The sequence below is a fragment of the Microtetraspora malaysiensis genome (assembly GCF_001528665.1).
GTDB classification, from domain to species: Bacteria; Actinomycetota; Actinomycetes; order Streptosporangiales; family Streptosporangiaceae; genus Microtetraspora_A; species Microtetraspora_A malaysiensis.
Genome location: NZ_BBYJ01000032.1, coordinates 71252 through 95377, shown reverse-complemented (window position 1 = coordinate 95377; position 24126 = coordinate 71252). Strand labels below are relative to the sequence as shown.

Below are 24126 nucleotides of genomic sequence, written 5' to 3'. Positions count from 1 at the left end.
AGGGCGTCGGCCATACGGCGGCCGTGGTTGCGCAGGTCGGTGCTGTCGGTTTTGACCGCCAGCGGTTCCAGCCAGGTCTTCAGCTGCATCTTCAGTTCCGGGTCGAGCAGCCCGCTGACGCGGCCCATCCCATCGGTGGTGTCGGAGATCGTCAGGTGCTGGCGTTCGGTCTTGGCCGCCGCCCGCGCCAACCTCCCGTCCGGGTCGATGGTCTCGATGATGGTGTGGCCGGCGCGGGCCACGTCCTCCACCGTCGACGCCGACGCCTGCGCCAACTCCACCAGGATCGGCTCAGCCAGTTCGGTTTCGGCGTCGTCCAGGTGGCGGGTGGCGGACGCGATCGTCGCCGCATACCCGTATGACAGGCGGCCGGAGGCGAACAGGCGGGCGGTGTGGGGCAGGCGGGGGAGTTGCCGGGAGAGTGTGACACGTTCCCCGGCGCGGGCGGTGCGTGACCCGGTGGCGGCTGCCAGCCATGCTCCGATCGACCGCCGCCCGAACAGATGGTGCCCTTTACCGGCTTCGGCTATCGGGAGGCGGGCGGCGATCGCGGCTTCGGCCAGATCGATCGCCCGTGCCAGGGCGACGATCTCCGCCATCGCCACCTCAACCTCGGCACCAGCACCAGCACCGGAACCGGCCCCAGCGCCAGCCTCAGCCCCAGCGCCGGCCACGGTCTCGCCCGGCACCTTCCTCGCAACCGCGGCCAACCGCTCGGCACGAGCCAGCAGGTCGATGACATCGCGTCCAGCCAGGTTCAGATCGGGCCAGTCCCCTACCCGGCTATCACCACCAGCAGCATCCGGGCCAGCACCGTTCTGGCCGCCACCGCCAGCGCCGCCTGCACCAACGTCTCCCCGGCCGGTGGCAGCGCCCCGGCTAGCTGCGTCATGGCCACCCCGACCAGCACCCCGACCAGCACCCCGGCGGTCACCACCAGCGGCCGGGCCATCACCGCCGATGCCCTGGCCAGCGCCCCGACCATCCCGACCAGCCCGCAGGGGACGGTTCACGGACGACTCATCGAGGGTGGAGCGGCGGCCCTGCCAGATCCCATCCCAGGCCGACAGGTCGTCACGGTCGTACCCGGACCGCAGCTCGTCCCGACCGGAAAGAGCACCGCCATCGCCTCCGAGGCGCTGCGACCCCTCCCCGCCATCAGGCTTCTGCTCTTCTGCCGCGTCCGGAAGGCCGAGCAGCCGACGGGCCCACGACTGCGTCGTCTCTGGCTCACGTCGCGCAGCTCGCCCCTCGAGGCGCGTCGGGTCGTGCGGGGCGGGATCAGGGGTTCCCACACGGCCGCCGGAGCTGCGGGCGTGATCGAGGAGCCCGGCGCTGCGAGCACGGTCGAGGAGCACCGCCCCGTAGGAGTCACCGGAGAAGCGACTGGATCCGATGAACGGCGTGTGCCGCCTGGACCCGCGCCGCCGGGGGGACGTGGAAGGCGCGTCGGATGAGCGGGACGGAGATGCGTCCTCCGGTCGGTGCGACAGCAGCACACCACCCGAAAGCATCATCCCTTCGCACCTCCCCTCCCGGTCTGACGGTCGAGCCTCTGCGAGGATATCGTTCACGCGTTCGATAGGCAACTCTAAGTAGTCACGCTTGTACTATTTGTGAGCACCGTGGGCGGCATTCCGATTGGTGGGTATTCGAGACCGGAGAAGGCGCGCCAAGGTCGGCGTCTCTGGCGTCGGCGTCTCTGGTGTTGGGGGCTCTGGTGTTGGGGGCTCTGGCGTCGAGGTCTCTGCTCGGGGCCTCCGGTGCCGACGCCATCGCTGCCGATTCCACGAGGTGGCGGCGGGCGAGGGGTAGGCCACCTGCGCAGTAGCGGTCAGCGAATGCCTCGGTCGCAACGCTGACGCTGCCCGGTTTTGCGGCGCCTTGCACCCACGTGCCAGCCCCGGCGCCAACCCCAGGACCGAAGCGCTCTCCTGCCGTGAGACCGAGTAACTGAAGGCCGTCCGCAGGATGGCTGCGGTAGTGGTCGGCGTCGGCGATGTTGGTCGGTCCTACAGGAGGCCAGACCGATGGCCAAAAGCAGGTGTTGTGCGCCACTTCCCCAGGGATGATGATCAGTTACCGCACGTCGAGGAAGAGAGCCGTCATGGGGCATGTTTTGGTGACCGGGGCCACCGGAGGGATTGGGACGGCGCTGGTCAGCGCGCTCGTGGAGGCCGGGCATCGGGTGACCGCCGTGGGGCGCGACATCGCCCGGCTGAACGTGCGGGGGATTGAGGCGGATCTGGCCGAGCCTGAGACGTTGGCCGCCGCCCTGGGAGCGCTGGAGGATGCGGGGGAACTGGGGGACGTGCAGGCGCTGGTGCATTGCGCAGGGATCTCCCACGTCGAGGCCGTCGCCGATGCCGACCCCGAGACATGGCGGCGGACGCTGGCGGTGAATGTGGCCTCCGCCGCCGAGTTGGCGCGGCTCACGCTGCCGGCGTTGCGGCGGTCCAGAGGCCACGTGATCTTCGTCAACGCCTCGCCCGGGATGACCGGTGTCCCCCGCTGGTCGGCGTTCGTCGCCAGCAAGGCGGCGCTGCGGGAGTTGGCCGACTCACTGCGCGAGGAGGAGGCCGCCCATGGGATACGTGTCACCACGGTCTATCCCGCAGCGACGGCGACCGACCATCTGGGTGAGGTCAGGCGCGCCTTCGGACGCCCGTACGATCCCAAGTTGTGCATCCAGCCGCAAACACTGGCCGCGATGATCGTCTGGGTACTGAGCGCACCGGCTGACGCCTACGCCTGCGAGCTGTCCGTACTGCCGACGCCGCGCTGAGCCTCTTGCCCTGAGCAGGGCCGCAGGTACGACTGTGCGGGTGCCATTCCGGCGGCATGAACCGCCTACTACGCACCGAGGCTGTGCGTCTACGCGTAGATGCCTGTGCGCAGCTACCTGTACACCGACACCCGCGCGCTGCTGCTCGCCGCCCGCCTGCGCTCCACGCCCTGGCGGCTCCCGGAGATCCTGCCCCCTTCATCACCAGGCATCGTCGCGCCCGCGTGTGTCCCACCAGCGAGGACGCTTCGCCTCCGGGCGCCAATCCACCCGCCCCTACGCCTGTTGCCGTCGCGCCACCGCTGTACCGCGACGACGCCGTCGGTGTCACTACGGCCGGGCAGCGCGCGGGCCACAGATAACTCGCATTCCAGGCATGTCACACACATGGGCCACGCACATGGGCCACGCACCTGGCTCGTGACACGAACGTCTCCCTGGAAGTGGCCGGCGCGATGGCCACCCGGATATCCATGACAGCGGCGACGTCGCAAAGCAGGCCTCAAAGCGGGCGTTATGGCCGGCGCCGCCCCGCTGGGGCAATCGGCAACCGAGCGAGCCGCCAAACCGCCGAGCCACCAATCCTTCGAACCGCCGAACCGCCAACCCGCCAAAAGCTGAGCCGCCGCACCACCGCACCACCGCACAGCCGAGCCACCAAGCCTCCAGGCCTCTGCACCGCCGCACCACCGCACAGCTGAGCCACCAAACAGCTGAGCCGCTGAGCCGCCGAACCGCCGAACAGCTGGGCGAGCAGTACAGCAAACAAGCGCCCAAGCACGTGAAATGACGCCATACCGATCGCGGCGGTGAAAAACGCACACGGTATCGGTGAACGGTGTAACTAGACCCCACACCGGCGCATTCGCCATTCTCTCTGTAGCGATAAACAGGGAGATGGCGGCATATGGATGACTACGAGCTCTACTGCCTGGCCGATTTGTTGTTCTACGACAGCCCCGACCAGAAAAATGCAGAGATTTCGGATTTTTCCGCTTTGTCGAGAGAAATTCCGGAGGGCTGGTTTCATCAGGCGACCGACACGTGGATGTACTTCACGCCGGCCGATGTCGCCGCGCTCCCCACGCAGGGTTGGAAGATCCACGTGTCCGCTCGGCTGGCCGACGCGGAACGGGCGGTGCGTACGGTCTGGGACTACTGCGTGCCGAGGAACGTGGCGTTCAAGTTCCTGCGCAGCGAGTCCGTACTGGTGATGCACAACTCCAAGGCTGCCTCCCGTTCGTCCAGCGGCAAGCTGATCGCCATCTATCCCCCTGACGAGGCCCGGCTCGAAACCATCCTGACCGAGCTGGACGAGCTGCTGCGCGGGGTCGAGGGCCCGTACATCCTCAGCGACCTGCGCTACGGGAGCGGCCCGCTCTTCGTGCGGTACGGCGGCTTCGCCGAGCGGCGCTGCCTGGACACGAGCGGCGAGATGGTGCTCGCGATCGAGGACGGCGCGGGCCGGCTCGTCCCGGACGTGCGGGGTTCCACCTTCTCAGTGCCCCCGTGGGTTGAGCTGCCCGCGTTCCTGGAACCCCACCTGGCCGCGCGCAACGCCGTGACGGTGGAGGGCCTGCCGTACGAGATCGAGAGCGTGCTGCACTTCTCCAACGGCGGAGGCGTCTATCTCGGCCGGGACACGGCGACCGGACGGCGCGTGGTCCTGAAGGAGGCGCGGCCGCACGCGGGACTCGACGCGGCCGGACGCGACGCGGTCGCCCGGCTGGAGCACGAGCGCGACATCCTGCGGCGGCTGGCCGGCCTGGACGCGGTGCCCGCGCTGCTGGACCACTTCACGGTCGGGGACCACCACTTCCTGGTGGAGGAGTTCATCGACGGCAACCCGTTGCAGCGGCTCCTCGTGCACCGCTATCCGCTCACGCGGACCGACCTCGCGCCCGACGCGCTGCCGGCGTACACCGAGTGGGCGCTGGACATGCTGGGCCGGGTGGAGCGGGCGGTCGGCTCGCTGCACGAGCGCGGCGTGGTCTTCGGCGACCTCCACCCGAACAACATCCTCGTCACGGACGAGGGCCGGGTGGCGCTGATCGACTTCGAGGTGGCGACCTTGGCCGAGGACGGGGCCCGCCCGGCGCTGGGCCATCCGGCCTATGCCGCGCCGTCCGACCGGCGCGGGGTGGCGGGCGACGAGTACGCGCTGGCCTGCCTGCGGCTCGGCCTGTTCGCGCCGCAGACGACGATCATGGCGCCGATGCGGCCGGGCAAGGCCCGGCATCTGGCCCGGCTGGTCGCGGACACGTTCCCGGTCCCCACCGCGGCGATCGAGGAGGCGGCCCGCACCATCGCGGGCGACCACGACATGGAGGAGCCGCCCGACCCGGGCCGCTGGCCGGAGATCCGCGACGCGCTGTGCCGCGCCATCCTGGCCTCGGCCACGCCGGACCGCGACGACCGGCTCTTCCCCGGTGACGTGGCGCAGTTCCGTCCGGGCGGCGGGCTCACCCTCGCGCACGGCGCGGCCGGGGTCCTCCACGCCCTGGCGGCGACCGGGGCGGAACGGTGCCCGGACCATGATGACTGGCTGCGCAAACGCGCCGTCACGCCGGAGCCCGGCAGCGCTCTCGGCTTCTACGACGGCCTACACGGCGTCGCCCACGCCCTGGAACGGCTCGGGCACCGGCAGGATGCCCTCGACGTCATGGACATCTGCCTGCGGGAGCGGTGGGAGGGGCTCGGGCCGGGCCTGTACGCGGGCCTGGCCGGCATCGGGCTGAACCTGCTGGACCTCGGCGAGGCGACCGGCGAGTCCGCGCTCCTCGACCGGGCGCGGGAGGTGGTCGACGTGTGCGCCGACCGGCTCGGCGGCCCCGACGACGTACCGGAGATCAGCGGCGGCGCGAACCCGCGCGCCGGGCTGATGTTCGGCTCGTCCGGCCCGGCGCTGCTCTTCCTGCGCGCGTACGAGCGGTCCGGCGACGCGGGGCTGCTCGACCTGGCCCATGTGGCGATCCGCCAGGACCTGCGGCGTTGCGTGCGCGCGGCGGACGGATCGCTCCAGGTGAACCAGGGCTGGCGTCACCTTCCGTACCTGGACGAGGGGTCGGTCGGCATCGCGCTGGTGCTGTCCCGGTATCTCCTCCACCGGGCCGACGAGGAACTCGGCCCCGCCCTGGACGACCTGCTGACGGTCACCCGATCCGCGTACTTCGTGCAGCCCGGCCTGTTCACCGGCCGGGCCGGGGTGATCGCGGCGCTGGCGATGGTCCGGCGGTCGGATCCCGGGCTCGCCGCGCAGATCCGCGGCCTGCGCTGGCACATGCTCCCGTACGGCGAGGGCGTGGCGTTCCCCGGCGACGGTCTGCTGCGGCTCTCGATGGACTTCTCCACAGGAACGGCCGGCGTCCTGTTCGCCCTGGGCGCGGCCTTGCACGAGGAACCGGTGTTCCTCCCCTTCAGCCAGCCGCCTGGCCAGCGGCTCCCGTCCCGACGAGCAGGAAAGGAGGTGTAGACGAATGGTTCTCCTCGATCTTCAGGGCATGGAGACCCCCGGTGGCGGCGGCCACAACGGCGGCGGTAGCACGCTGACCGTGCTGACCTGCCAGTCCGGGCGGCCGAGCAACCTCAGCATCGCTCTCTGCCACTAAGCAGAGGCCGGTCATATGAAGGTCGCCGTCACGGCGGCCTCTCGGGCCCCGGGTGCTTGCGCCCGGGGCCCGACCCCTGCGGCCCGACTCCCATCGGGCGGGGCCGCCCGCTCGGAAGGAGCACCCCCGAAGACAGCCACGGCACGCGCCGGAACCCCGGATCTCGGGAACCGGCGACGTCCCGGACGAGCGTCGCGCTCGGTGAGGAGGACGGATGGAGGCGGCAGACCGGCTGGTCGTCCGGACGGTCCGGCACGGCGGCCCGTGGGTGTTCGTCCTGGCCGTGGTGGCCGTGGGCGGTTCGGTCCTCGAACTTGCCCTGCCGTACGTCATCGGCCGGACCGTGGACACGCTGATCACTGGAACCTCTCCCGGCGTCTTCTCCGGCTCCGTCATCGGCTCCGTCACCGGCTGCGCGCTGGTCCTCGCCGGAGTCGTCGTCTGCGACAGCCTGCATGTGTGGGCCTCCGGCTCGTCCAGCGCCGCCGCCTCGGCGTGGCTGCGCCACCGGGCCATGACGCACGTGCTCGGCGCCGGCCCCGCGTTGACCCGCCGCCTCCCCGAAGGGGACCTCACCACCAGGCTGGGCATGAACGCCGAGGAGACCGGGCACGCGCCCGAGGCGATCGTCAGCGGCGCGTCCCTGCTGGTCCCGACGGTCGGCGGCCTGGTGGCGCTCGTTCTCATCGACCCGCTGTCGGCGCTCACCCTCGTCGCCGGGCTCGTGCTGATCGTGCTCGTGCTGCGCGGCTTCATGCGGGACACGTCCGAGGTCGTCGCCGCATATCAGGGGGTGCAGGGCGACATCGCCGCCCGCCTGGTCACCGCGCTGTCCGGCGCGCGGACGATCGCCGCCGCCGGGACGACGGAGAGCGAGGTCGCGCGGGTGCTCGCGCCGCTCCCCCTCCTGCGCGCGTACGGCGTGGGCCTGTGGCAGGCGAACGCCAAGGCCGGGGTCCGCACCGGTGTCGTCGTGCCGCTTCTTGAGGTGGCGGTGCTCGTGGTCGGCGGCCTGCGGCTCGCCGGGGGCGATCTCACGGTCGGCGAGCTGTACGCGGCGGCTCGATACGCGGTGCTCGGCGCGGGGCTCGGCTCCGCGCTCGGATACGTGGGACGGCTGGCCAGGGCGCGGTCGGCGGCCGGACGGGTCGAGGAGCTGTGGCGGCAGCCTCCCCTGACGTACGGGCGGCGCGCGCTGCCCGCCGGTTCGGGAGCGCTGGAGTTCCGGGGCGTCTCGGGGAGCGGGCTGCGCGGCGTCGACCTCGTCATCCCGGGCGGGGTTGCGGTCGCGGTGGTGGGCAGGTCCGGGTCCGGCAAGTCGGCGCTCGCCGCGCTGGCCGGTCGGCTGGCCGACCCGTCCGAGGGGACCGTGTTCCTCGACGGCGTGCCCGTGCGCGAGCTGTCCCGTAGGGCGCTGCGCCGGGCGGTCGGCCACGCGTTCGAGCGGCCGGTCCTGGTCGGCGACACGGTCGGCGACGCGATCGGTCTCGGTCTGGCCGGCCCGGCCGAGCCGGACGCGGACGAACCGGAGGCGGCCGAACCGGAAGCGGCCGAACCGGAAGCGGACGAACCGGAAGCGGACCGACCACCCCGTCTCCGCGCACAAGGTCCTGACGCGACCCTCGTCCCGGCGGCACGGGCGGCCTGCGCCGACGAGTTCGTCCGGCGGCTCCCCCTGGGCTACGCGACGCCGCTGGCGCAGGCGCCGATGTCGGGCGGTGAGCGGCAGCGGATCGGGCTGGCCCGCGCCTTCGCCCAGGGCTCCCGCCTGCTGGTGCTGGACGACGCGACCTCCAGCCTGGACACCCTCACCGAACGCCGGGTCGCCGCCGCGCTCTCCGGCGAGCTGCGCGGGCGGACCCGCGTCCTGACGACCCACCGGGTCGCGACCGCCGCCAGGGCGGACGCGGTGCTGTGGCTGGAGAACGGGCGGCTACGCGGCTACGACCGGCACGAGGTGCTGTGGGAGCGGTACCCCGCCTATCGGGCCGTCTTCCAGACCGATGTCCCCGGCTTCTCGGACGGGGGGCGGGCGTGATCTGGCGGTCGGTGACCCGGGAGCCGCGCCGGCTGGCGCGGCTGGCGGGGTGGTCCCTCGCGGAGGCGCTGCCCTCGTTGCTCATCGGGCACGCGATCGCGCGCGCCATCGAGGACGGCTTCGCGGCGGCCAGGCCGGTCGCTGGGCTGGCCTGGCTCGCCCTGCTCGGCGGCGCGTGGCTGGTGGCTGCGGTGGGCGCCCGGCAGTCCGTCCTGGCCGTCGCCGCGATCGCCGAGCCGTTCCGAGACGAACTGCTGGCCCGGGTGGTCGGCGGCGCCGTCCGCCACGCGGTGACGCCGCCGTGGCGGCCGGGCGCGGAGTCGGTCGCCCGGTCCACCCTCCAGGTCGAGCTGGCCAGGGACGCCTTCGCCGCGGTGATCACGGCGGTCCGGTCGTTCGCGTTCACCGTGGTGAGCGTCGTCGTCGGCATGGCGACGCTCCTGCCGGCCATGCTGCCGCTGGTGCTGCCGCCGTTCGCCGCCGGGCTGGCGGTGTTCCTGCTGTCGCTGCCCGCCATGGCGCGTCGGCAGCGCGCCTTCCTCGTCGCGGACGAGCGCCTGGCGGAGTCGGTGACGGCGATGGCGGGGGGCCTGCGCGACATCGTCTCCTGCGGAGCCGAGGGCCGCGTCGCCGCCGACATCGGACAAGCGATCGCGGCGCAGGCGGTGGCGGCGCGCCGCGTCGCCCGCGTGACGGCGGTGCGCACGCTGTCGCTCGGCGTGGCGGGCTGGCTGCCCGTCCTGCTCGTGCTGGCGTACGGTCCCGGGCTCGGCGCGAGCGCCGGAGCGGTCGTCGGGACGCTCGCCTACGTCGTCCAGTCGCTCGCGCCCGCGCTCGGCGGCCTCGTCGAAGGGCTCGGGGTCAGCGGGGTGCGGCTGGCGGCGTCCGTCGCCAGGATCCGGGAGACCACGCCGCTGCCCGGTCCCGGGGCGAGGCGCGCCGGAACGGGCCGGGGCCGGGCGGTCACCCCGCGCGAACCGCGCCCCGGGCCGCGGAGGACGAGGACGGTCCGGCCGCGCGACGCCCGGGTCGAGCTGCGCGGCGTGACGTTCGCGTACGGGCCGGAGGCGGAGCCGGTGGTGTCCGGCCTGGATCTGGTCCTGCCCGAGGGGTGCCGCCTGGCCGTGGTCGGCCCGAGCGGGCTCGGCAAGTCCACCCTCGCGGCGCTGGTCACCGGCCTGCTCGAACCGTCCTCGGGAGAGGTCAGGATCGGCGGCGTGCCCGCCCGGGACGTCGATCCGGCCGCCCGTGTGCTGATCCCGCAGGAGGCGTACGTCTTCCAGGGCACGCTCCGCGAGAACCTCACCTATCTCGCCTCCGCCGCGCCGGACGCCGTGCGGAGGGCGATCGACGAGGTGGGCATGGCGGAGCTGGCGCACCGGCTCGGCGGGCTGTCGGCGGAGGTCAACCCGGCGGCCCTGTCGGCGGGCGAGCGTCAGCTCATCGCGCTGACCAGGGCGTACCTGTCACCGGCCCGGCTGGTGATCCTGGACGAGGCGACCTGCCATCTCGACCCGGCGGCCGAGGCGCGGGCGGAGGCGGCGTTCGCCCGGCGCGGGGGCACCCTCGTCGTGGTCGCGCACCGGCTCACCTCGGCGCTCCGGGCGCGGCACGTGCTGCTCATGGACGGCACGCGCGTGCGGCTCGGCACACATGACGAGCTGGTCGCCGTGTCGCCGCTCTACCGCGATCTGCTCGGTCAGTGGACCCCCGACGTGAGGCAGGTGTCATGAAATATCCCTATGTGGAGCGCCAGGCTGTCGTCGATCGGCTGCACGGCGTCGCCGTACCGGACCCCTACCGCCGCCTCGAGGACCCGGACGACCTGGAGACGCGGAGGTGGCTGGCCGCGCAGGACGACCTCTGGCGGGCACACGCGGCCGCGCTGCCCGGCCGGGCCCGGCTGTACACGCGGCTGGCCGAACTGGCGGACGCGGGCATGGTCACCGCGCCGCTGTGGCGGGGCGAACGGGCGTTCTTCCTGCGTCGCACGGCGGGGCAGGAGCACGCGGCACTCCACGTCACCGGGCCCGGGCCGGCCGAGCAGCTCCTCCTCGACCCGTCGGTGCTCGACCCGACCGGCCTGACCACGCTCGACGCGTGGCAGCCCGACTCGGACGGCGGGCTCCTGGCGTACCAGATCTCGCGCAGGGGGGACGAGCGGTCCGAGCTGTACGTCATGGACGTCCGGACGCGCCGCGTCGTGGACGGGCCGGTCGGCCCCTGCCGCTACTCCCCCGTGGCCTGGCTGGCCGGGGGGACCGGCTTCTTCTACGTGCGGACCGAGCCGCGCGGCGTCTTCCTGCACCGGATGGGCGTCCCGGCGGACGTCCCGGTCTTCGCCCGCGAGGGCGTCGCCTCGTACGGGCTGGAGATCAGCGGGGACGGCCGCTGGCTGGTCGTCTCCGCGTCGCTCGGCTCGCGCAACGACCTGTGGCTGGCCGACCTGGCCGGGGGCCGTCCCGAGGAGCCGGATCTGCGGGTCGTGCAGGAGGGCGTGGACGCGCGGACCGCGCTGACCGTCGCCCGCGACGGCCGCGTGTACGTCGTCACCGACCGGGACGCGCCCCGGGTGCGGCTGTGTGTGGGCGACCCGGAGCGGCCGGACGTGTGGAAGGACCTGGTCCCGGCCGACCCGGAGGCGGTTCTCGCGGACTTCGCCATCCTCGACGGGACCGGGCCGAGCCGCCCCCTGCTGCTCGTCACCCGCGTCCGGCACGCGGTCGCCGAGATCGGCGTCCACGATCTGGACACCGGCGAGCGGCTCGGCACCGTGCCGCTGCCCGGCGCGGGGTCCGTCGGCCCCCTGTCCGTACGGCACGGCCGCGAGGCGTGGTTCACCTACACCGACCACGTCACGCCGCCGGCGGTGTGGCGCTTCGACGGCCGCACCGGTGAGACCGCCCCCGGGCCCGGCCCGGGCGCGCGGGCCGCCGTACCGGGCGGACGGCCGCGGTCCGGCGACGACGAGCCGCGGATCGAGAGCCACCGGCTGCACTGCGTCTCGGCCGACGGGACGCGGGTGCCGATGCTCATCATCGCGCGGGCCGGTCTGCACGGGCCGAGGCCCGCGATCCTGTACGGCTACGGCGGGTTCGGGGTCACGCTGACCCCCGCGTACGCCGCCGACACCCTGGCGTGGACCGAGGCCGGCGGCGTGGTGGCGGTGGCCATGGTGCGCGGCGGCGGCGAAGAGGGCGAGGAATGGCACCGCGCGGGCATGCTGGACCGCAAACAGAACACCTTCGACGACTTCGTCGCGGCGGCGGAGAAGCTGATCGCCGACGGCTGGACCGCCCCGGACCGGCTCGGGATCTGGGGCGAGTCGAACGGCGGCCTGCTGGTGGGCGCCGCCCTGACCCAGCGGCCCGAGCTGTTCGCCGCCGCGGTCTGCTCGGCTCCGCTTCTCGACATGGTCCGTTACGAACGCTCCGGCCTCGGCCCGGCCTGGCGGGGCGAGTACGGCTCGGCCGAGGACCCGGACCTCTTCCGCTGCCTGCTCGGCTACTCGCCCTATCACCGGGTGCGCGAGGGCGTGGACTATCCCGCCACGCTGTTCACCGTCTTCGGCGGGGACACCCGCGTCGATCCCGCGCACGCGCGCAAGATGTGCGCCGCGCTCCAGCGGGCCGCCGGCGACGATCGGCCGATCCTGCTGCGGCACGAGGGCGACGTGGGGCACGGGGCCCGGGCCGCCAGCCGGGCCACCGCGCTGGCCGCCGACACCCTCGCCTTCCTCGCCGCCCACACCGGCCTCTTCCCCTAGTGGGGTTCGGTGCCGCCCGATCAGCGGCCACGCCGCGGCGCCGTACGGCCGGCGACCGGGACGTGCTCGGCCCCGCCGGAGCCGCGTAGGCCGCCCAGGGCCGGGTAGTGGACCATGCCGATGTCGCCGCCCGTCTCCGGCCACAGCCAGCCGCGCTCCAGCGAGATCCTGATCGCCTCCACGCGGGTGCGGGCGCCGACCTTCGGCAGGATGCGGCACAGGTAGTTCCGTACCGTCCCCGGGGACAGATAGAGCCGGTCGGCGATCTCGGTCACTGTGGAGCCTTCGGCGGCGACCTGGAGAACGTCCAGTTCCCGCGAGGTGAGCGGGTTCTCCGGGGCGTTGAGCGCGGCGAGGGCCAGCTCGGGGTCGATCGCCCGCTCTCCGCGCGCCACCCGGCGCACGCAGTCGACGAGCTGCTGGGCCGAGCCGTCCTTGACCATGAAACCGCGGGCCTTGACCCCGAGCGCCCGGCGCAGCGCCGCCGGGGTGCCGCGACCGGTGAGGATCACCGTCTTGCATTCGGGCATCCGCTCGTGCAGCTCGGCCGCGGCGGTCAGGCCGTCGACGCCGGGGAGGCAGATGTCCAGGAGCGCGACGTCCGGACGGGTCTCCCGGGCGAGCGGGACGATCTCGCCGCCCTGGCCGGTCTCCGCGACCACCTCCAGGTCGCCCTCTGTGGAGAGCAGCGCCACGAGGGCCGATCGGACAAGGTGCATGTTCTCCGCTAGCAGTAGACGGATCAAGCCCGTTCTCCTTATGCGCCTTCGCGACGGTCGGTTGCACGCGATTTCTCCCCCGGCCCGCACAGCTTCGTATCTCGCCCCCATGGAAGCTGCGCCCACTCCATTCGGAAATATAGCGTTATCTTCTGCCGAGGCATTCAAATATCGTGATCTAGCTGGATTATTTCTCCAGTCTCCATGATCAGACGCGAGGCCGCTCCCAGCGGTTTACCGGCATCCGGCCACATCAGCGAGCGGGACGCCCGCTGACGCTCCACGCACCCACAACAGATCCGGACAATTTACACCGAATTCAACAAACCATAGAAATCGGGATACACCCCATCCATTGCGCCATTTCTCCGACGAATATGGAGTTCCAAACGGCGCGGCCCCCGGCATTCGAGGATCGCGCGGAAAACAGCGGTACGGCCCCGCCCCTGCGAGGGGCGGGGCCGCGAGCGACGGCTGTGTTCAGTTATCCCGGGAACGCAGCAGGCGGCGGGTGAGGTCGTCGAGGCGGCCGGCGTCGCCCGGAACGAAGGACGGGTTGTCCAGGCTGATCCGAGCGTCCGGGAGGAAGGCGCTGAGCGGCTCGGCGGGTGGGGCGTCGACGCGCGCGATGATCGGTTTGATGCCGTCGTCGACGGGTGCGCCGTACCTCTTGAGCCCCGCGACGTGGGCGGCGGTGGCCGCGTCGTACTCGCCGGCGAAGCTGGTCGAGACGGGGCCGGGGTTGATCAGCACGTACCGGGTGGGTCCGGCGGCATGCCGGCGGGCGAAGGCGACGCCGAGCAGGTCGTTGGCGCGGCCGGCCTGCATCTGGGCGGCGACACCGTCGTAGCCGCGTTCGAGCATGAGGTCGTTCCAGCGGATGCGGCCGGCGGGGATGCCGGGCGCCGGCCCGGACACGTTGACGATGACGCGTGGCCGGTCCAGGCCGTGGCTGAGCAGGAACCGGCTGAGGTAGTCCAGCGCGAAGGTGCCCTCGAAGCCCTCCGCTGTGACGAAGCGGGTAGAGCGGAAGTACCTGGCGCACAGCACGAGCGCGCGCACGGCGGGGTAGCGCTCGTTGATCTCCTCGATGACGCGCCGGTTCTCGGCGACGAGACTCAGATCGGCCCGGATGAAGTGGGCGTCGGGGAGGGTGGCGGCCTTGGCGGGGTCGCGGCCGACGATGACGACGGTGTCACCGCGGTCGAGATAGGTGCGGGCCAGGGCCCGGCCCATCCCGTCGGTGCCACCGGTGATGACGATCGCTGTCATGAGGACGCCTTTCCGGATGTGACGGCTTGGGGGTGGTCGGACGGCTCCTGGGGACGGCCGGGCAGCAGCGGGATCGCGGCGAGCACCGCCGCGATGGCGGCGACGACGAGCCAGAAGACTCCGTGGAATCCGGCGATCGGGTCGCCGGAGGTCTGCAGGACGAGGGTGACCAGGGCGATGCCGAGTGCGGCGCCGAGCTGGTTGAGCATGTAGAGCACGGAGCTGCCCTGCGCCACCATGGGGCCGGGCAGGCTCCGGTACAGCGACCCCATCGTCGGGGCGCTGAAACAGCCCATGCCCAGGCCGATGGTCAGCGCCGCCAGCACGGGCCACATCTCGGCGGTGTCGGCTCCGATCCGGGTGAACGCCAGTGCGCTGAGCCCGGCCAGGGCCGCGCCGCCGACGGCCAGGCCGCGGGCGCCGAGCCGGTCCGACAGCCCGCCCGCGAGCGGCATGGCGATCGCGCCGCCCAGACCCGCCGGGGCCATCAGCAGCCCGGCGGCCAGCACGCCCTGCCCGTGTGCCTGCTGGTAGTACAGCGGCAACGCGAACAGGGTCGCGAAGTTGGCCAGGCCGCCCAGCCCCATGATGGTGACGCTGGCGGTGAAGCCGCGGGAGGCGAACAGCCGTACGTCGATCAGCGGTGGCGTGCGCCGCGCGGCGAGCGCGTGGACGACGTAGCCGATCATCAGCGCGACGCCCGCGGCCAGCGGGAGTAGTGCCTGCCAGGTGATGAACGCTCCGTGTTCGGCCGTTTGCGACAGAGCCAGGACGAGCGCGGCGAATCCCGGCGCGAGCAGGGCCAGTCCCAGCACGTCCAGGCGGACCTGTGCCCGCCGCCCGGCCGGTGAGTCGGCCGGGGAGTCGGCCGGGGAATCGGCCGGAATCACCCGCAGGGCCAGCACGTACGCGATCAGTCCGATGGGCACGCTGAGCAGGAACATCCAGCGCCACGACAGATCGTGCAGGACCGCGCCGCCCGCGATCGGCCCGAGCACCGGTCCCAGCGACAGCACGACCCCCATCAGGCCCATCACCCGTCCGGCGCGTCGCGGTCCGGCGGCGCGGGCCAGCAGGATCAGCACGAGCGGGTCGAGCAACCCGGCGCCGAGGCCCTGCAGAGCGCGGAAGGCGATCAGGCTGCCGACGTTCCAGGCCAGTCCTGCGGCCAGCGACCCCGCCATGAACAGCGCCAGGCCGGTCAGCCACAGCCGTCTGCCGCCGAACCTGTCGACCGCCCAGGTGGTGAACGGGATGGTGGCGGTGACCACCAGCAGGAACCCGGTGGAGGCCCAGCCGACCATGCTGAGCGAGGCGTCGAACGCCACGGCCAGACTCTCGGTGGCGACGGCGGCCATCGTGCTGTTGAGGATCCCCAGCAGCCCGCCCAGCAGGACCACGGCGATCATCACCAGTAGCCGCGGATCGAGACGATCGTCTTCCTCTGTTGAACTCATGAGTTCAAAATACTTACCTCGCTGATCCAAACGCAACCTCATGGTTCACGGGACTGAACCAGTGAGTACAATCAGGGCATGGTCAGGTCACGTGGACGGATCGACAAACGACAGGCGATCCTGGACGGCGCGTTCACCGTGTTCGCCCGTCAGGGGTACGCCCAGGCCTGCGTGCAGGAGATCGCCAACGAGGCGGGCGTGGCCAAACCCACGGTGTACAACCACCTCACCGACAAGGCCACCCTGTTCCGGCACGCGATGCAGACCGCGGCCCAGACCGCGCTGCATGAGCGACTCGCCGCGCTGGAACCGCTCGCCGAGCCCGGCCCCGACCTGCGCGCCACGCTGGAGGAGGTCGGCCACCGTCTCCTCCGCCTGCACACCGACGACCGTTCCTGCGCCCTGCGGCGGCTGCTCTATTCGGAGATCACCCAGTTCCCCGACATACTCGACATCGTCACCGAGAGCGGGCCGCACCGCCTCACCCAGGCGGTGGCCGACCGGCTGGCACGGCTCACCCTCGCCGGACGCCTGCGCGCCTCCGACCCCGACCGAGCGGCCGAACAGTTCATGGCACTGCTCACCGGTCCGCTGGAAGCACGCTCCCGGATGGGGACCCGCCGGATCGACGACGCCGAGCTGCATGAGATCGCCCGCGCCGCCGTCGGCACGTTCCTCGCGTCCTTCGGCCCGGCGGACGGATAGACGGCGGATCGACTTCCTCTCCACGCGCTCCACAGGAGAACGGCGGTCGCCCCCGGCCGGGTGATCAGACGCCGGGGCCTGCCGAGCGTGGTAGGGCGCGTCTCGCCGGCGGGTCAGCCGGGCAGAGAGGCGAGCCAGCCGGTCAGGATCTCGTTGACCTCCGCTCGCCGCTCCTGCTGGATCCAGTGGCCGCAGCCGTCGAGAATGCGCGAGGAGACCAGGCCCGGCAGGGTGGCGGGGTATGCCTCGATGGCGTCGGCCATCCAGGTGGTCGACGCGTCCCGCGCGCCTCCGATGAACAGCGACGGCTGAGTAATCGGCGATCCGTTGAAGTCGGCGAGGTCCTCCCAGTCCCGGTCCATGTTCCGGTAGCGGTTGAGAGCCCCGCTCATACCGGTCCGCTCGAACTCCGCGGCGTAGACGTCGAGATCGTCCTCGCTGAGCCAGGCGGGCAGCCGACCTGTGGGGAACCGGTCACGCAGCCTTCCGCCCCGGGACACGAAGTGCGGGTCCGGGGCGCCGGCGGGGGGCATCGTGTCGGCGGACAGGGCGGCGTAGAAGCCGGCGAGCCAGCCGCGGACGTCCGGTTCGATCTCGGCCTCGGCCCGGCCGGTCGCCTGGAAGTAGCTGACGTAGAACTCCTCGTCTCCGCCCATCTGTGCGAAGACGTCGCTTGGGCGCGGTCCGCCGGGCGGCGCGTACGGCACGCTCAACAGCCCGACCGCGCGGAAGACGTCGGGCCGTACGACGGCGGAGTCGGCGGCGATCGTCGCACCCCAGTCGTGGCCCACGATCACCGCCGTCCGCTCGCCCAGGGCACGCACCACGGCGACGTTGTCCTCGACCAGTTCCAGCATCCGGTACGCGGCCACGTCTGCGGGCTTGGAAGAACGGCCATAGCCGCGAACGTCGATGGCGACGGCCCGGTAACCGGCCGCAGCCAGTGCCGGCAACTGGTGGCGCCAGGAGTACCACGACTCAGGAAACCCGTGCACCAGCAGCACCAGCGGCCCGGAGCCCTGTTCCACCAGGTGGATGCGACCAGCGGGCGACGAGACCACCCGATGCGTGGCCGCCGCGGCGGCGGGAGCGGACGTCGACATCGATCCCCCAAAGCTCTCGATCCTCGTGCGAGCAGGTGCGGACCAGGTGAGCGCACCGACTGATGACTCGCGCGTCAATCGTCCGCTGTGCGGTGATGCCGCCGTGAATCGTCTTGCCGCTTCGGCAAATCCCGCCGCTGCCCCGCGCTGCTCCGCCGCGGGTGGCGGCGGAGCAGCGGGAGGGACGTCAGCAAGGGGGCAGGGCGATCCAGGCGGACGGGTGCGCCGAGCAGGGGCCGCCGTCGTGCACCATGAGGCGGCCGGCCCGGGGCTCGACCGCGATGGTGGCCAGCGACGCCCAGCGCGTGCCGAGCCGCCCGTCGGCGGACGCGTGGCAGCAGATCTCGGCGCCGTCGCCCGGATGGGCGGTGAGCAGCGCGGCGAGGTCGTCGGCGTCGTCGAGGCGCCATCCGTGCCGGATCCGCCCGGCGAGCAGGCGGGCCCGGTCGTAGGTCTCCGGCTCGGCCCGGCCGCGGAACTCGCCCGCGGCGAGCGCCGGGTCGGCGAAGTGGTTGGTGTGGACGAGCCAGGAGGAGCCGTCCGGCATGGTCAGGTCGGAGGTGATCACAGCGGCCCCGGCCGGGCTCAACTCGACGCACGCCGCCCGATCCGCGGTGACGACGGTCACGACGGTGGAGGCGGACACCGGGGCCTCGGTCAGGATGGCGACCGCCTCGGCGTACGACCGCGCGCCGCCGAGGACCTTGCGGGCGACGAGGTGAACCGGCACGCCGTCCGCGCCGTCGTCCGCGTGGCCGAGGATGTTGAACAGCACACCGACCCCGGCCTCGTTGAGGCCGATCTTGGCGAGGATGCCGTGCTCGGTGATCCCGGTGAAGGCCACCGTGTCACCGCGTACGGACTGCAGGTGCCACCCGTCCGCCAGTTCCTCGTGCCAGTCCCACGTCTGCCCGCCCAGGACGCCGGCGCGGACCACGGTCGAGCACTCCCCGGCGCGCGGCGTTCCGGCCGCGGCGAGGATCTCGGTGCGCGCGTTGAGCGCGGCGGCGACCCACAGCGGGACGCCCGCGCCCTCGGCGACGCCCTCGACCTCGTCGGCCAGTTCGGGCGCCCACGCGCGGGTGGCGGCGAGGCTCCGGAGGGCGAGCGCGGGGACGTCGAGCGTCACGCCCCTGGCCGCCGCGGCGACCTCGAACAGCTCCGAGTACGTGCGCCAGCCCCGCGCGATGTCGGCGCCGAGCCGCTGCCCGCGCGCACGCCCGCGCCGCCTCGGGTCGGCTTCCTCGATCCGCAGGTGCGTACGGGGGCTCACGCCTCCACCTCCCGCGCGTCCGCGCCGGTGGACAGCCGGGGCCGCCATCCGGGCCGGGGCGCGCTGTCGCGCAGCAGCACCGTGTACGCGTGCCGGGGACGGTCGAGCACCTCGTCGGTGCTCCCCCGTTCGACGATCCGGCCCTGCCGCATGACGACGACCTCCTCGCTCACCTGCCGTACGACGGACAGGTCATGGGTGATGAACAGATAGGTGAGCCGGCGGGCCTGCCGGATCTCGGCCAGCAGGTTGAGCACCTGCGCCTGCACCGACACGTCCAGCGCGGCGACGGCCTCGTCCAGGACGAGGACGCGCGGCTCGGCGGCGAGCGCCCGGGCGATGGCGACCCGCTGCTGCTGGCCGCCGCTGAGCTCGCCGGGCAGCGCCCGGGCGTGCGCGGGCCGCAGTCCCACCTGGTCGAGCAGCTCGCCCACCCGGCGACGCGCCTCGTCCCCGGTGACCCGGTGGTGGGCGGCGAGCACCTCCTTGATCGCGGCCTCGACCGTGCGGCGGCGGTTCAGCGACCCGTTCGGGTCCTGGAAGACCATCTGGATGTCGCGGGCGCGGGCCCGCCGCTCCGCCCGGCGCGGCCGCCGGGCGACGGGGCGACCGGCGAGCACGACCTCTCCGCCGTCCGCGCTTTCGAGGCCGACCAGGATCCGGGCCAGGGTCGTCTTCCCCGATCCGGACTCGCCGACGACCGCGAGGCAGCTCCCGTCGGCGACGGCGAGGCTGACATCGTCGAGTGCGTGGACGGTGCGGCGCCGCTTTCCCCGGCCGACGGCGAACTGCTTGCTCAGCCCGCTGATCTCGATGACGTTCTCCGCGGTGGTGCTCACGCCCTCGCCTCCGTTTCGCCGTCCCGGCCGGTCTCCGCCGGTGCCCCCGAAACACCCGCCGCGTCATCCGCGGGTGCGCCCGCCAGCTCGTCGGCCAGTTCACCGGCCCGCAGGCAGCGGGTGGTGCGGCCGGCGTCGTGGACCAGCGCGGGCTCCTCCCGCTCGCAGCGCGGCGCCGCCCACGGGCAGCGGGCCGCGAACGCGCAGCCGCCCTCGACCTCGTACGCGGCGATGGGCCGGCCGGGGATGACGGGCAGCGCGGGCACCCGGGCGGCGATGTTCGGCCGCGAGTCGAGCAGCAGCCGCGTGTACGGATGCCGCGGCGCCGCATGGAGCTGCGCGGGCGTCGCGATCTCCACGATCTCCCCCGCGTACAGCACGGCGATGCGGTCGCACACGGCCGAGGCGAGCTCGAGATCGTGGGTGACGAAGAGCATGGCCATGCCGTGCTCGCGGCGCTGCCCGTCGAGGATGGCCATGACCTCCGACTGCGTGGTGACGTCGAGCGCCGTGGTGGGTTCGTCGGCCAGCAGCAGCCGGGGCGCGCTCGCCACCGCCGCGGCGATGACGACGCGCTGCAGCATCCCGCCGGAGAGCTGGTGCGGGTAGGACGCCATGCAGCGGTCCACGTCGGCGATCCCGACCTGGGCGAGGAGGTCGCGGGCCCGGCGGGTGGCCGCCTCCCGGCTCTCGCCGCGCGCGTCGCACAGCCCCTCGACGAGGAACCGTGCGACCCGGAGCACCGGATTCAGCGCGGCCCGGGGGTTCTGGCTGATCATCGCGATGGCGTCGGCGCGCACTCGGCGCAGGTCGGCGGCGCCGAGCGTCCGCACGTCCCGGCCGTCGAGCAGCACCCGTCCGGTCACCCGGGCGCCGGCGGGCTCGGTGCGCAGGACGGTGCGCAGGGTCATCGACTTGCCCGACCCCGACTCACCGACGAGGCCGAGGGCCTCTCCGGGGGCGAGGGACAGCGAGACGCCCCGCAGGAGGGTCCGGTCTCCGTGCTTGGAGGGCAGGTCGAGACGGACATCGTCGAGTTCGAGGACGTTCATGCCCGGCCACCCGCCTTCCGCCCGCCGAGCCGCTCGCCGATGACGCTGAACGCGGCGACGGCGACGACGATGCACACGCCCGCGAAGACGCTCTGCTGCGCGTGGCCCTGGAGGAGCGAGTCCTTCCCCTGCGACACCATCAACCCCCAGTCGGCGGTCGGCGGCTGCACACCGAGCCCGAGGAACGACAGCGCGGCGAGGTCGATCATCGCGTACCCGAAGTTGATCGCGGCGCCGGTGAGGATCTGCGGCGCGATGTTGGGCAGGATGTGCCGCACGCTGACGACGAGCCCGGACAGACCCTGGAGCTCGGCCGCCTGGACGTAGCCGAGCCGTCGCTCGCGCAGCGCGACGCTGCGCAGCACGCGCGCGGTGTAGGGGACGTACGCGATGGCGAGGGCGACCGTGACCTGTCCGAGCCCGGTCCCGAACACGGCGACGGCGAGGATCGCGAGCAGCAGGTTCGGGAAGGCGAACAGCAGGTCGAGGACGCGGCCGACGAGCGCGTCGACGGTCCTGCCGAACCAGGCTGCGACGAGGGCGAGCAGGGCGCCGCCCGCGCCGGCGAGCAGCACGACGACGGCCGCGCCGAGCAGGCTGGTGCGCGCGCCGTACAGCAGGCGGGCGAGCAGGTCGCGGCCGGACTGGTCGGTGCCGAGCAGGTGCTCGGCGCTCGGACCCTGGTAGCGCTCGATGACGCTACCGATGGCGGGGTCGTGGGACGTGATCAGCGGGGCGCACAGTGCGGCCAGCGTGATCAGCGCGACGACCGCCACGGCCGCGAGGCCCAGCGGGCCGAGCCGATCTGCCAGGTCGCCGCCGCGCCGCCGTACGGCCGGCCGTTCGAGGGCCTGCGCGGTCACGCGCTCTCACCTCCGAGTTGGACGCGCGGGTCGATGACCGCGTAGAGGATGTCGATCACCAGGTTGACCACGCCGAAGACCGCGACCAGCAGGAGCGCGACGGCCTGGACGACGGCGAAGTCCTTCTGCTGGACCGAGTTGATGAGCATGGCTCCGACGCCGTCGAGAGTGAAGGCGTGCTCGACGACGGCCGCGCCGGCGACGAGGGCGGCGATGTTCACCCCGACGATCGTGGTGACGGGCAGCATCGCGTTCCGGAGGATGTGCCGGCGGGCCACGACGCGCCAGGGGACGCCGCGGGCCAGCGCGACGGAGACATGCTCCGCCTCGCGTTCCTCGACGACGGCGGTACGGGTGATGCGGGCGACCACCGCGGCCGCCGGGAGCGCGAGCGCCACGGCGGGCAGGGTCAGGTGCTCGATGCGCCCCGCGAAGCCGGACCCGGAGCCGAAGACGGGGAACCAGCCGAGGGTCACCGAGAAGACGCTCATGAGCAGGACGGCGGCGAAGAACGTGGGGACGGCGAAGCCCACGCTCGACCCGAGCAGCACGCCGGTGTCGAACGCGCCGCCCCGCAGGCCGGCGAGCGCTCCGGCGAGCACGCCGAACACCACGATGAGCACGGCGGCGTACAAGGTCAGCCACAGGGTGGTCGGGATCCGGGACGCCAGCAGCGAGGCGACGTCCTGGCGGGTGGTGAGGGACTCGCCGAGGTCGCCGGTGAGCACGCCGCCGAGCCAGTTCCAGTAGCGGATCAGGAAGGGGTCGTCCAGGCCGTACTGGGCCCGGATCGAGGCGAGGACCTCGGGGCTCACGGTCCGGCCCTGGACGAGGAAGCTCTCCGGCGTGCCCGGCGCGGCGTACATCGCCGAGAAGACGAGGAAGCTGGAGATGAGGAGGGTGGCGGCCAGCGCGCCGAGCCTCCGGAGTACGAACCGCAGCACAACGCCTCCGATCAGGAGGTGGGGGGCGCGTCGCCGCGCCCCGGGTCGGTCATGGTCACGCCGCGCCGAGGTCGGCGGCCCAGGGGTAGTAGAGGTAGACGAACGAGGCGGGGACCCCGGTGACCCCCTTGCGGAGGAACAACCTGACCGACGGAGCGGCGATCGGGATCCAGGGCATCCGCTCCATCACCTTCGTCTGCAGCTCGGCGACGGCCTTGGCCCGCTCGGACTCCTCCAGCGTCCCGGCGGCCTGCTCGATGAGGGACTGTGTCTCCGGGTCGGAGTGCCCGTCGAAGTTCTGCGACCCGCCCTTGGCGGCGATCGTCCGCAGGAAGGCGAGCGGGTCGGGGACGTCCATGTAGTTGGTCGTCATGAAGCCGTCGTAACCGGCGCGCGCCTTGGCGTCGGAGAAGAAGGCGCCGTACTGCGCGCTCGGGACGCCCTTGGGCTGGATGGTGAGGCCCAGCTCGCGGGCGGCGTTGGACATCTCCGACAGGATGTCGGCGTAGAACTGACGCTCGCTCGGGTAGGCGATGGTGATCGTCCGGTTCCCGAGGTCGGCCCCGGTGAGGAGCTTCTTCGCCTCGTCGAGGTTCTTCGCGGTGCCGGGCAGGGCGTCGTTCGCGGGGCCGAAGACGCCGTCGCCGTACGTCCAGCCGCCGCGCGGCACCAGCGAGCGGGGCACCTGGGCGGTGCCGGAGAAGACGGTCGCCGCGATGGCGTCCCGGTCGGTGGCGAGCGCCAGCGCGCGCCGCACCGCGGGGTCGCCGAGCGGGCCGCTGCCGGTGCTGATGACGGCCACCACCTGGAGGGACTTGCCGAGGTACAGCGTGCCGGAGCCGGATGCGGAGAGCCGGTCCACCGCGTCGATCGGGACGTCGTAGGAGCCGTCGATGGCGTTGGTCTCCAGGGCGCTCGCGATCGCGCCGGGGTCGACGATGAAGCGCAGGTCGACCTGCCGGGTCTTCGCCCGCCGCGACGCGTCCCAGTACGCGTCGTTGCGCAGCATCGTGATCGACGAGCCCTTCGCCCAGGAGGAGACCGTGTACGGACCGGTGCACATGACGCCGCCTTCGGGCGTGCCGTACTTGGCTCCCGCCTTCTCACGCTGCGCGCGCTGGACGACCACGCCGATCGGGGTGGCCATGTACGAGTTGAGCGTGGCGTCGGGCTTCTTCAGCGTGATGGTGACCTGGTGCTCGCCGGTCTTCTCGATGCTCGCGATGTTGCCCGTGATCTGGTCGGAGGCCCAGTAGCTGCCCTCGTCGGGGTCGAGGTGGCGGCGCAGGCTGAAGAGGACGTCGTCCGCGGTCATCGGCGTGCCGTCCCAGAAGCGGACGTCGTCCCGGAGGGTGAACACCCAGGTCTTCTGGTCCGCGGTCTCGACCTTCTCGGCCAGGTTGGGCTTCAGGGAGTAGTCGGGGTCGAGCCGTGTCAGCCCCTCGCAGAGGTTCGCGACGACGGTGTTCTCGGGGTAGTTGAACGCCTTGATGGGGTCGACGGACGCGGGCTCGCCGAAGGGCAGGTTCCAGGTCGCCTTGTCGAGATCCCGCTGTGCGGCCGGGGTGGTCACAAGGAGGTCGTCGAGCTTGCGGTCGGCCGTCTTCTGGCCGGCCGGGCCACCGCCGCACGCGGCGAGTCCGAGGCTCAGCGAGGCGGCCAGAACCGCTTTCGCGCAGATACGCATCTCGTTCTCCGAACT

The 24126-nt window shown here is 72.6% G+C and carries 19 protein-coding genes; 7 read left to right on the top strand and 12 right to left on the bottom strand.

Annotation, left to right across the window (positions count from 1 at the left end; genetic code table 11):
• Nucleotides 1-599, bottom strand: a 599-nt coding sequence (locus tag AWQ71_RS42880) for a DUF222 domain-containing protein (RefSeq protein WP_169806695.1), incomplete at its 3' end; no start/stop codon positions are given.
• A gap of 176 nt (nt 600-775) precedes the next feature.
• The gene (locus tag AWQ71_RS42875; protein WP_067141457.1) at nt 776-985 is read right to left on the bottom strand and encodes a hypothetical protein; all 210 of its coding nucleotides are present in this window, start codon (nt 983-985) and stop codon (nt 776-778) included.
• Between the two features lie 1122 nt (nt 986-2107).
• Between AWQ71_RS42875 and AWQ71_RS34010 the strand changes: the two genes are divergently transcribed.
• From AWQ71_RS34010 to AWQ71_RS33990, 6 genes are all read left to right on the top strand, one after another.
• Nucleotides 2108-2785, top strand: coding sequence for an SDR family NAD(P)-dependent oxidoreductase (locus AWQ71_RS34010; protein ID WP_067141454.1), 678 nt, complete (start codon nt 2108-2110; stop codon nt 2783-2785).
• A gap of 907 nt (nt 2786-3692) precedes the next feature.
• The gene (lanKC, locus tag AWQ71_RS34005; RefSeq protein ID WP_067141451.1) at nt 3693-6257 is read left to right on the top strand and encodes a class III lanthionine synthetase LanKC; all 2565 of its coding nucleotides are present in this window, start codon (nt 3693-3695) and stop codon (nt 6255-6257) included.
• A gap of 4 nt (nt 6258-6261) precedes the next feature.
• Nucleotides 6262-6393 carry a SapB/AmfS family lanthipeptide gene (locus AWQ71_RS42200; protein ID WP_157570739.1) on the top strand — a complete coding sequence of 44 codons (132 nt, stop codon included), beginning with the start codon at nt 6262-6264 and terminating at the stop codon, nt 6391-6393.
• A gap of 214 nt (nt 6394-6607) precedes the next feature.
• Nucleotides 6608-8431, top strand: a complete 1824-nt coding sequence (locus AWQ71_RS34000; protein ID WP_067141448.1) for an ABC transporter ATP-binding protein — start codon at nt 6608-6610, stop codon at nt 8429-8431.
• A complete protein-coding gene (locus AWQ71_RS33995; protein ID WP_067141445.1) occupies nt 8428-10164 on the top strand; it encodes an ATP-binding cassette domain-containing protein in 1737 nt (578 codons plus the stop codon). The genes AWQ71_RS34000 and AWQ71_RS33995 overlap by 4 nt, the downstream gene beginning before the upstream one ends.
• On the top strand, nt 10161-12197 hold the full coding sequence (locus tag AWQ71_RS33990; protein WP_067141442.1) for a prolyl oligopeptidase family serine peptidase: 2037 nt from the start codon (nt 10161-10163) through the stop codon (nt 12195-12197). The genes AWQ71_RS33995 and AWQ71_RS33990 overlap by 4 nt, the downstream gene beginning before the upstream one ends.
• Nucleotides 12198-12217: 20 nt before the next feature.
• Here the strand turns inward: AWQ71_RS33990 and AWQ71_RS33985 are convergent, their stop codons facing one another.
• The 3 genes from AWQ71_RS33985 to AWQ71_RS33975 form a co-directional block, all read right to left on the bottom strand.
• Nucleotides 12218-12943 carry a response regulator transcription factor gene (locus tag AWQ71_RS33985; RefSeq protein WP_084259592.1) on the bottom strand — a complete coding sequence of 242 codons (726 nt, stop codon included), beginning with the start codon at nt 12941-12943 and terminating at the stop codon, nt 12218-12220.
• Nucleotides 12944-13396: 453 nt separating this feature from the next.
• Nucleotides 13397-14188: an SDR family NAD(P)-dependent oxidoreductase gene (locus AWQ71_RS33980; RefSeq protein ID WP_067141436.1), complete on the bottom strand. Its 792-nt coding sequence runs from the start codon at nt 14186-14188 to the stop codon at nt 13397-13399.
• Entirely contained in the window at nt 14185-15645 is a 1461-nt protein-coding gene (locus tag AWQ71_RS33975; protein ID WP_067141433.1) for a DHA2 family efflux MFS transporter permease subunit, read from the bottom strand. The genes AWQ71_RS33980 and AWQ71_RS33975 overlap by 4 nt, the downstream gene beginning before the upstream one ends.
• Before the next feature lie 78 nt (nt 15646-15723).
• Here AWQ71_RS33975 and AWQ71_RS33970 point away from each other — a divergent pair, with 78 nt between their 5' ends.
• The gene (locus AWQ71_RS33970; RefSeq protein WP_067141430.1) at nt 15724-16350 is read left to right on the top strand and encodes a TetR/AcrR family transcriptional regulator; all 627 of its coding nucleotides are present in this window, start codon (nt 15724-15726) and stop codon (nt 16348-16350) included.
• A gap of 113 nt (nt 16351-16463) precedes the next feature.
• Here AWQ71_RS33970 and AWQ71_RS33965 read toward each other — a convergent pair whose 3' ends face one another.
• The 7 genes from AWQ71_RS33965 to AWQ71_RS33935 form a co-directional block, all read right to left on the bottom strand.
• Nucleotides 16464-17453, bottom strand: coding sequence for an alpha/beta fold hydrolase (locus tag AWQ71_RS33965; RefSeq protein WP_067141427.1), 990 nt, complete (start codon nt 17451-17453; stop codon nt 16464-16466).
• Nucleotides 17454-17640: 187 nt separating this feature from the next.
• Nucleotides 17641-18726, bottom strand: a complete 1086-nt coding sequence (locus AWQ71_RS33960) for a C45 family autoproteolytic acyltransferase/hydrolase (protein ID WP_067141424.1) — start codon at nt 18724-18726, stop codon at nt 17641-17643.
• Nucleotides 18723-19565, bottom strand: a complete 843-nt coding sequence (locus AWQ71_RS33955) for an ATP-binding cassette domain-containing protein (RefSeq protein WP_067141421.1) — start codon at nt 19563-19565, stop codon at nt 18723-18725. The genes AWQ71_RS33960 and AWQ71_RS33955 overlap by 4 nt, the downstream gene beginning before the upstream one ends.
• Nucleotides 19562-20617 carry an ABC transporter ATP-binding protein gene (locus AWQ71_RS33950; RefSeq protein ID WP_067141418.1) on the bottom strand — a complete coding sequence of 352 codons (1056 nt, stop codon included), beginning with the start codon at nt 20615-20617 and terminating at the stop codon, nt 19562-19564. Before AWQ71_RS33950 ends, AWQ71_RS33955 begins: the two co-directional genes overlap by 4 nt.
• Nucleotides 20614-21480, bottom strand: coding sequence for an ABC transporter permease (locus AWQ71_RS33945; protein ID WP_084259590.1), 867 nt, complete (start codon nt 21478-21480; stop codon nt 20614-20616). Before AWQ71_RS33945 ends, AWQ71_RS33950 begins: the two co-directional genes overlap by 4 nt.
• Nucleotides 21477-22424 (bottom strand): ABC transporter permease, encoded by a 948-nt coding sequence (locus tag AWQ71_RS33940; RefSeq protein ID WP_218002073.1) that lies wholly within the window; start codon nt 22422-22424, stop codon nt 21477-21479. The genes AWQ71_RS33945 and AWQ71_RS33940 overlap by 4 nt, the downstream gene beginning before the upstream one ends.
• Nucleotides 22425-22479: 55 nt before the next feature.
• Nucleotides 22480-24111 (bottom strand): ABC transporter substrate-binding protein, encoded by a 1632-nt coding sequence (locus AWQ71_RS33935; protein WP_067141415.1) that lies wholly within the window; start codon nt 24109-24111, stop codon nt 22480-22482.
• Nucleotides 24112-24126: the final 15 nt, after the last annotated feature.

Coding starts and splice junctions, on each gene's coding strand:
- AWQ71_RS42875 (WP_067141457.1), bottom strand. CDS start 985: ATGGTCGGGGCGCTGGCCAGGGCATCGGCGGTGATGGCCCGGCCGCTG.
- AWQ71_RS34010 (WP_067141454.1), top strand. CDS start 2,108: ATGGGGCATGTTTTGGTGACCGGGGCCACCGGAGGGATTGGGACGGCG.
- lanKC (WP_067141451.1), top strand. CDS start 3,693: ATGGATGACTACGAGCTCTACTGCCTGGCCGATTTGTTGTTCTACGAC.
- AWQ71_RS42200 (WP_157570739.1), top strand. CDS start 6,262: ATGGTTCTCCTCGATCTTCAGGGCATGGAGACCCCCGGTGGCGGCGGC.
- AWQ71_RS34000 (WP_067141448.1), top strand. CDS start 6,608: ATGGAGGCGGCAGACCGGCTGGTCGTCCGGACGGTCCGGCACGGCGGC.
- AWQ71_RS33990 (WP_067141442.1), top strand. CDS start 10,161: ATGAAATATCCCTATGTGGAGCGCCAGGCTGTCGTCGATCGGCTGCAC.
- AWQ71_RS33980 (WP_067141436.1), bottom strand. CDS start 14,188: ATGACAGCGATCGTCATCACCGGTGGCACCGACGGGATGGGCCGGGCC.
- AWQ71_RS33975 (WP_067141433.1), bottom strand. CDS start 15,645: ATGAGTTCAACAGAGGAAGACGATCGTCTCGATCCGCGGCTACTGGTG.
- AWQ71_RS33970 (WP_067141430.1), top strand. CDS start 15,724: ATGGTCAGGTCACGTGGACGGATCGACAAACGACAGGCGATCCTGGAC.
- AWQ71_RS33965 (WP_067141427.1), bottom strand. CDS start 17,453: ATGTCGACGTCCGCTCCCGCCGCCGCGGCGGCCACGCATCGGGTGGTC.
- AWQ71_RS33950 (WP_067141418.1), bottom strand. CDS start 20,617: ATGAACGTCCTCGAACTCGACGATGTCCGTCTCGACCTGCCCTCCAAG.
- AWQ71_RS33935 (WP_067141415.1), bottom strand. CDS start 24,111: ATGCGTATCTGCGCGAAAGCGGTTCTGGCCGCCTCGCTGAGCCTCGGA.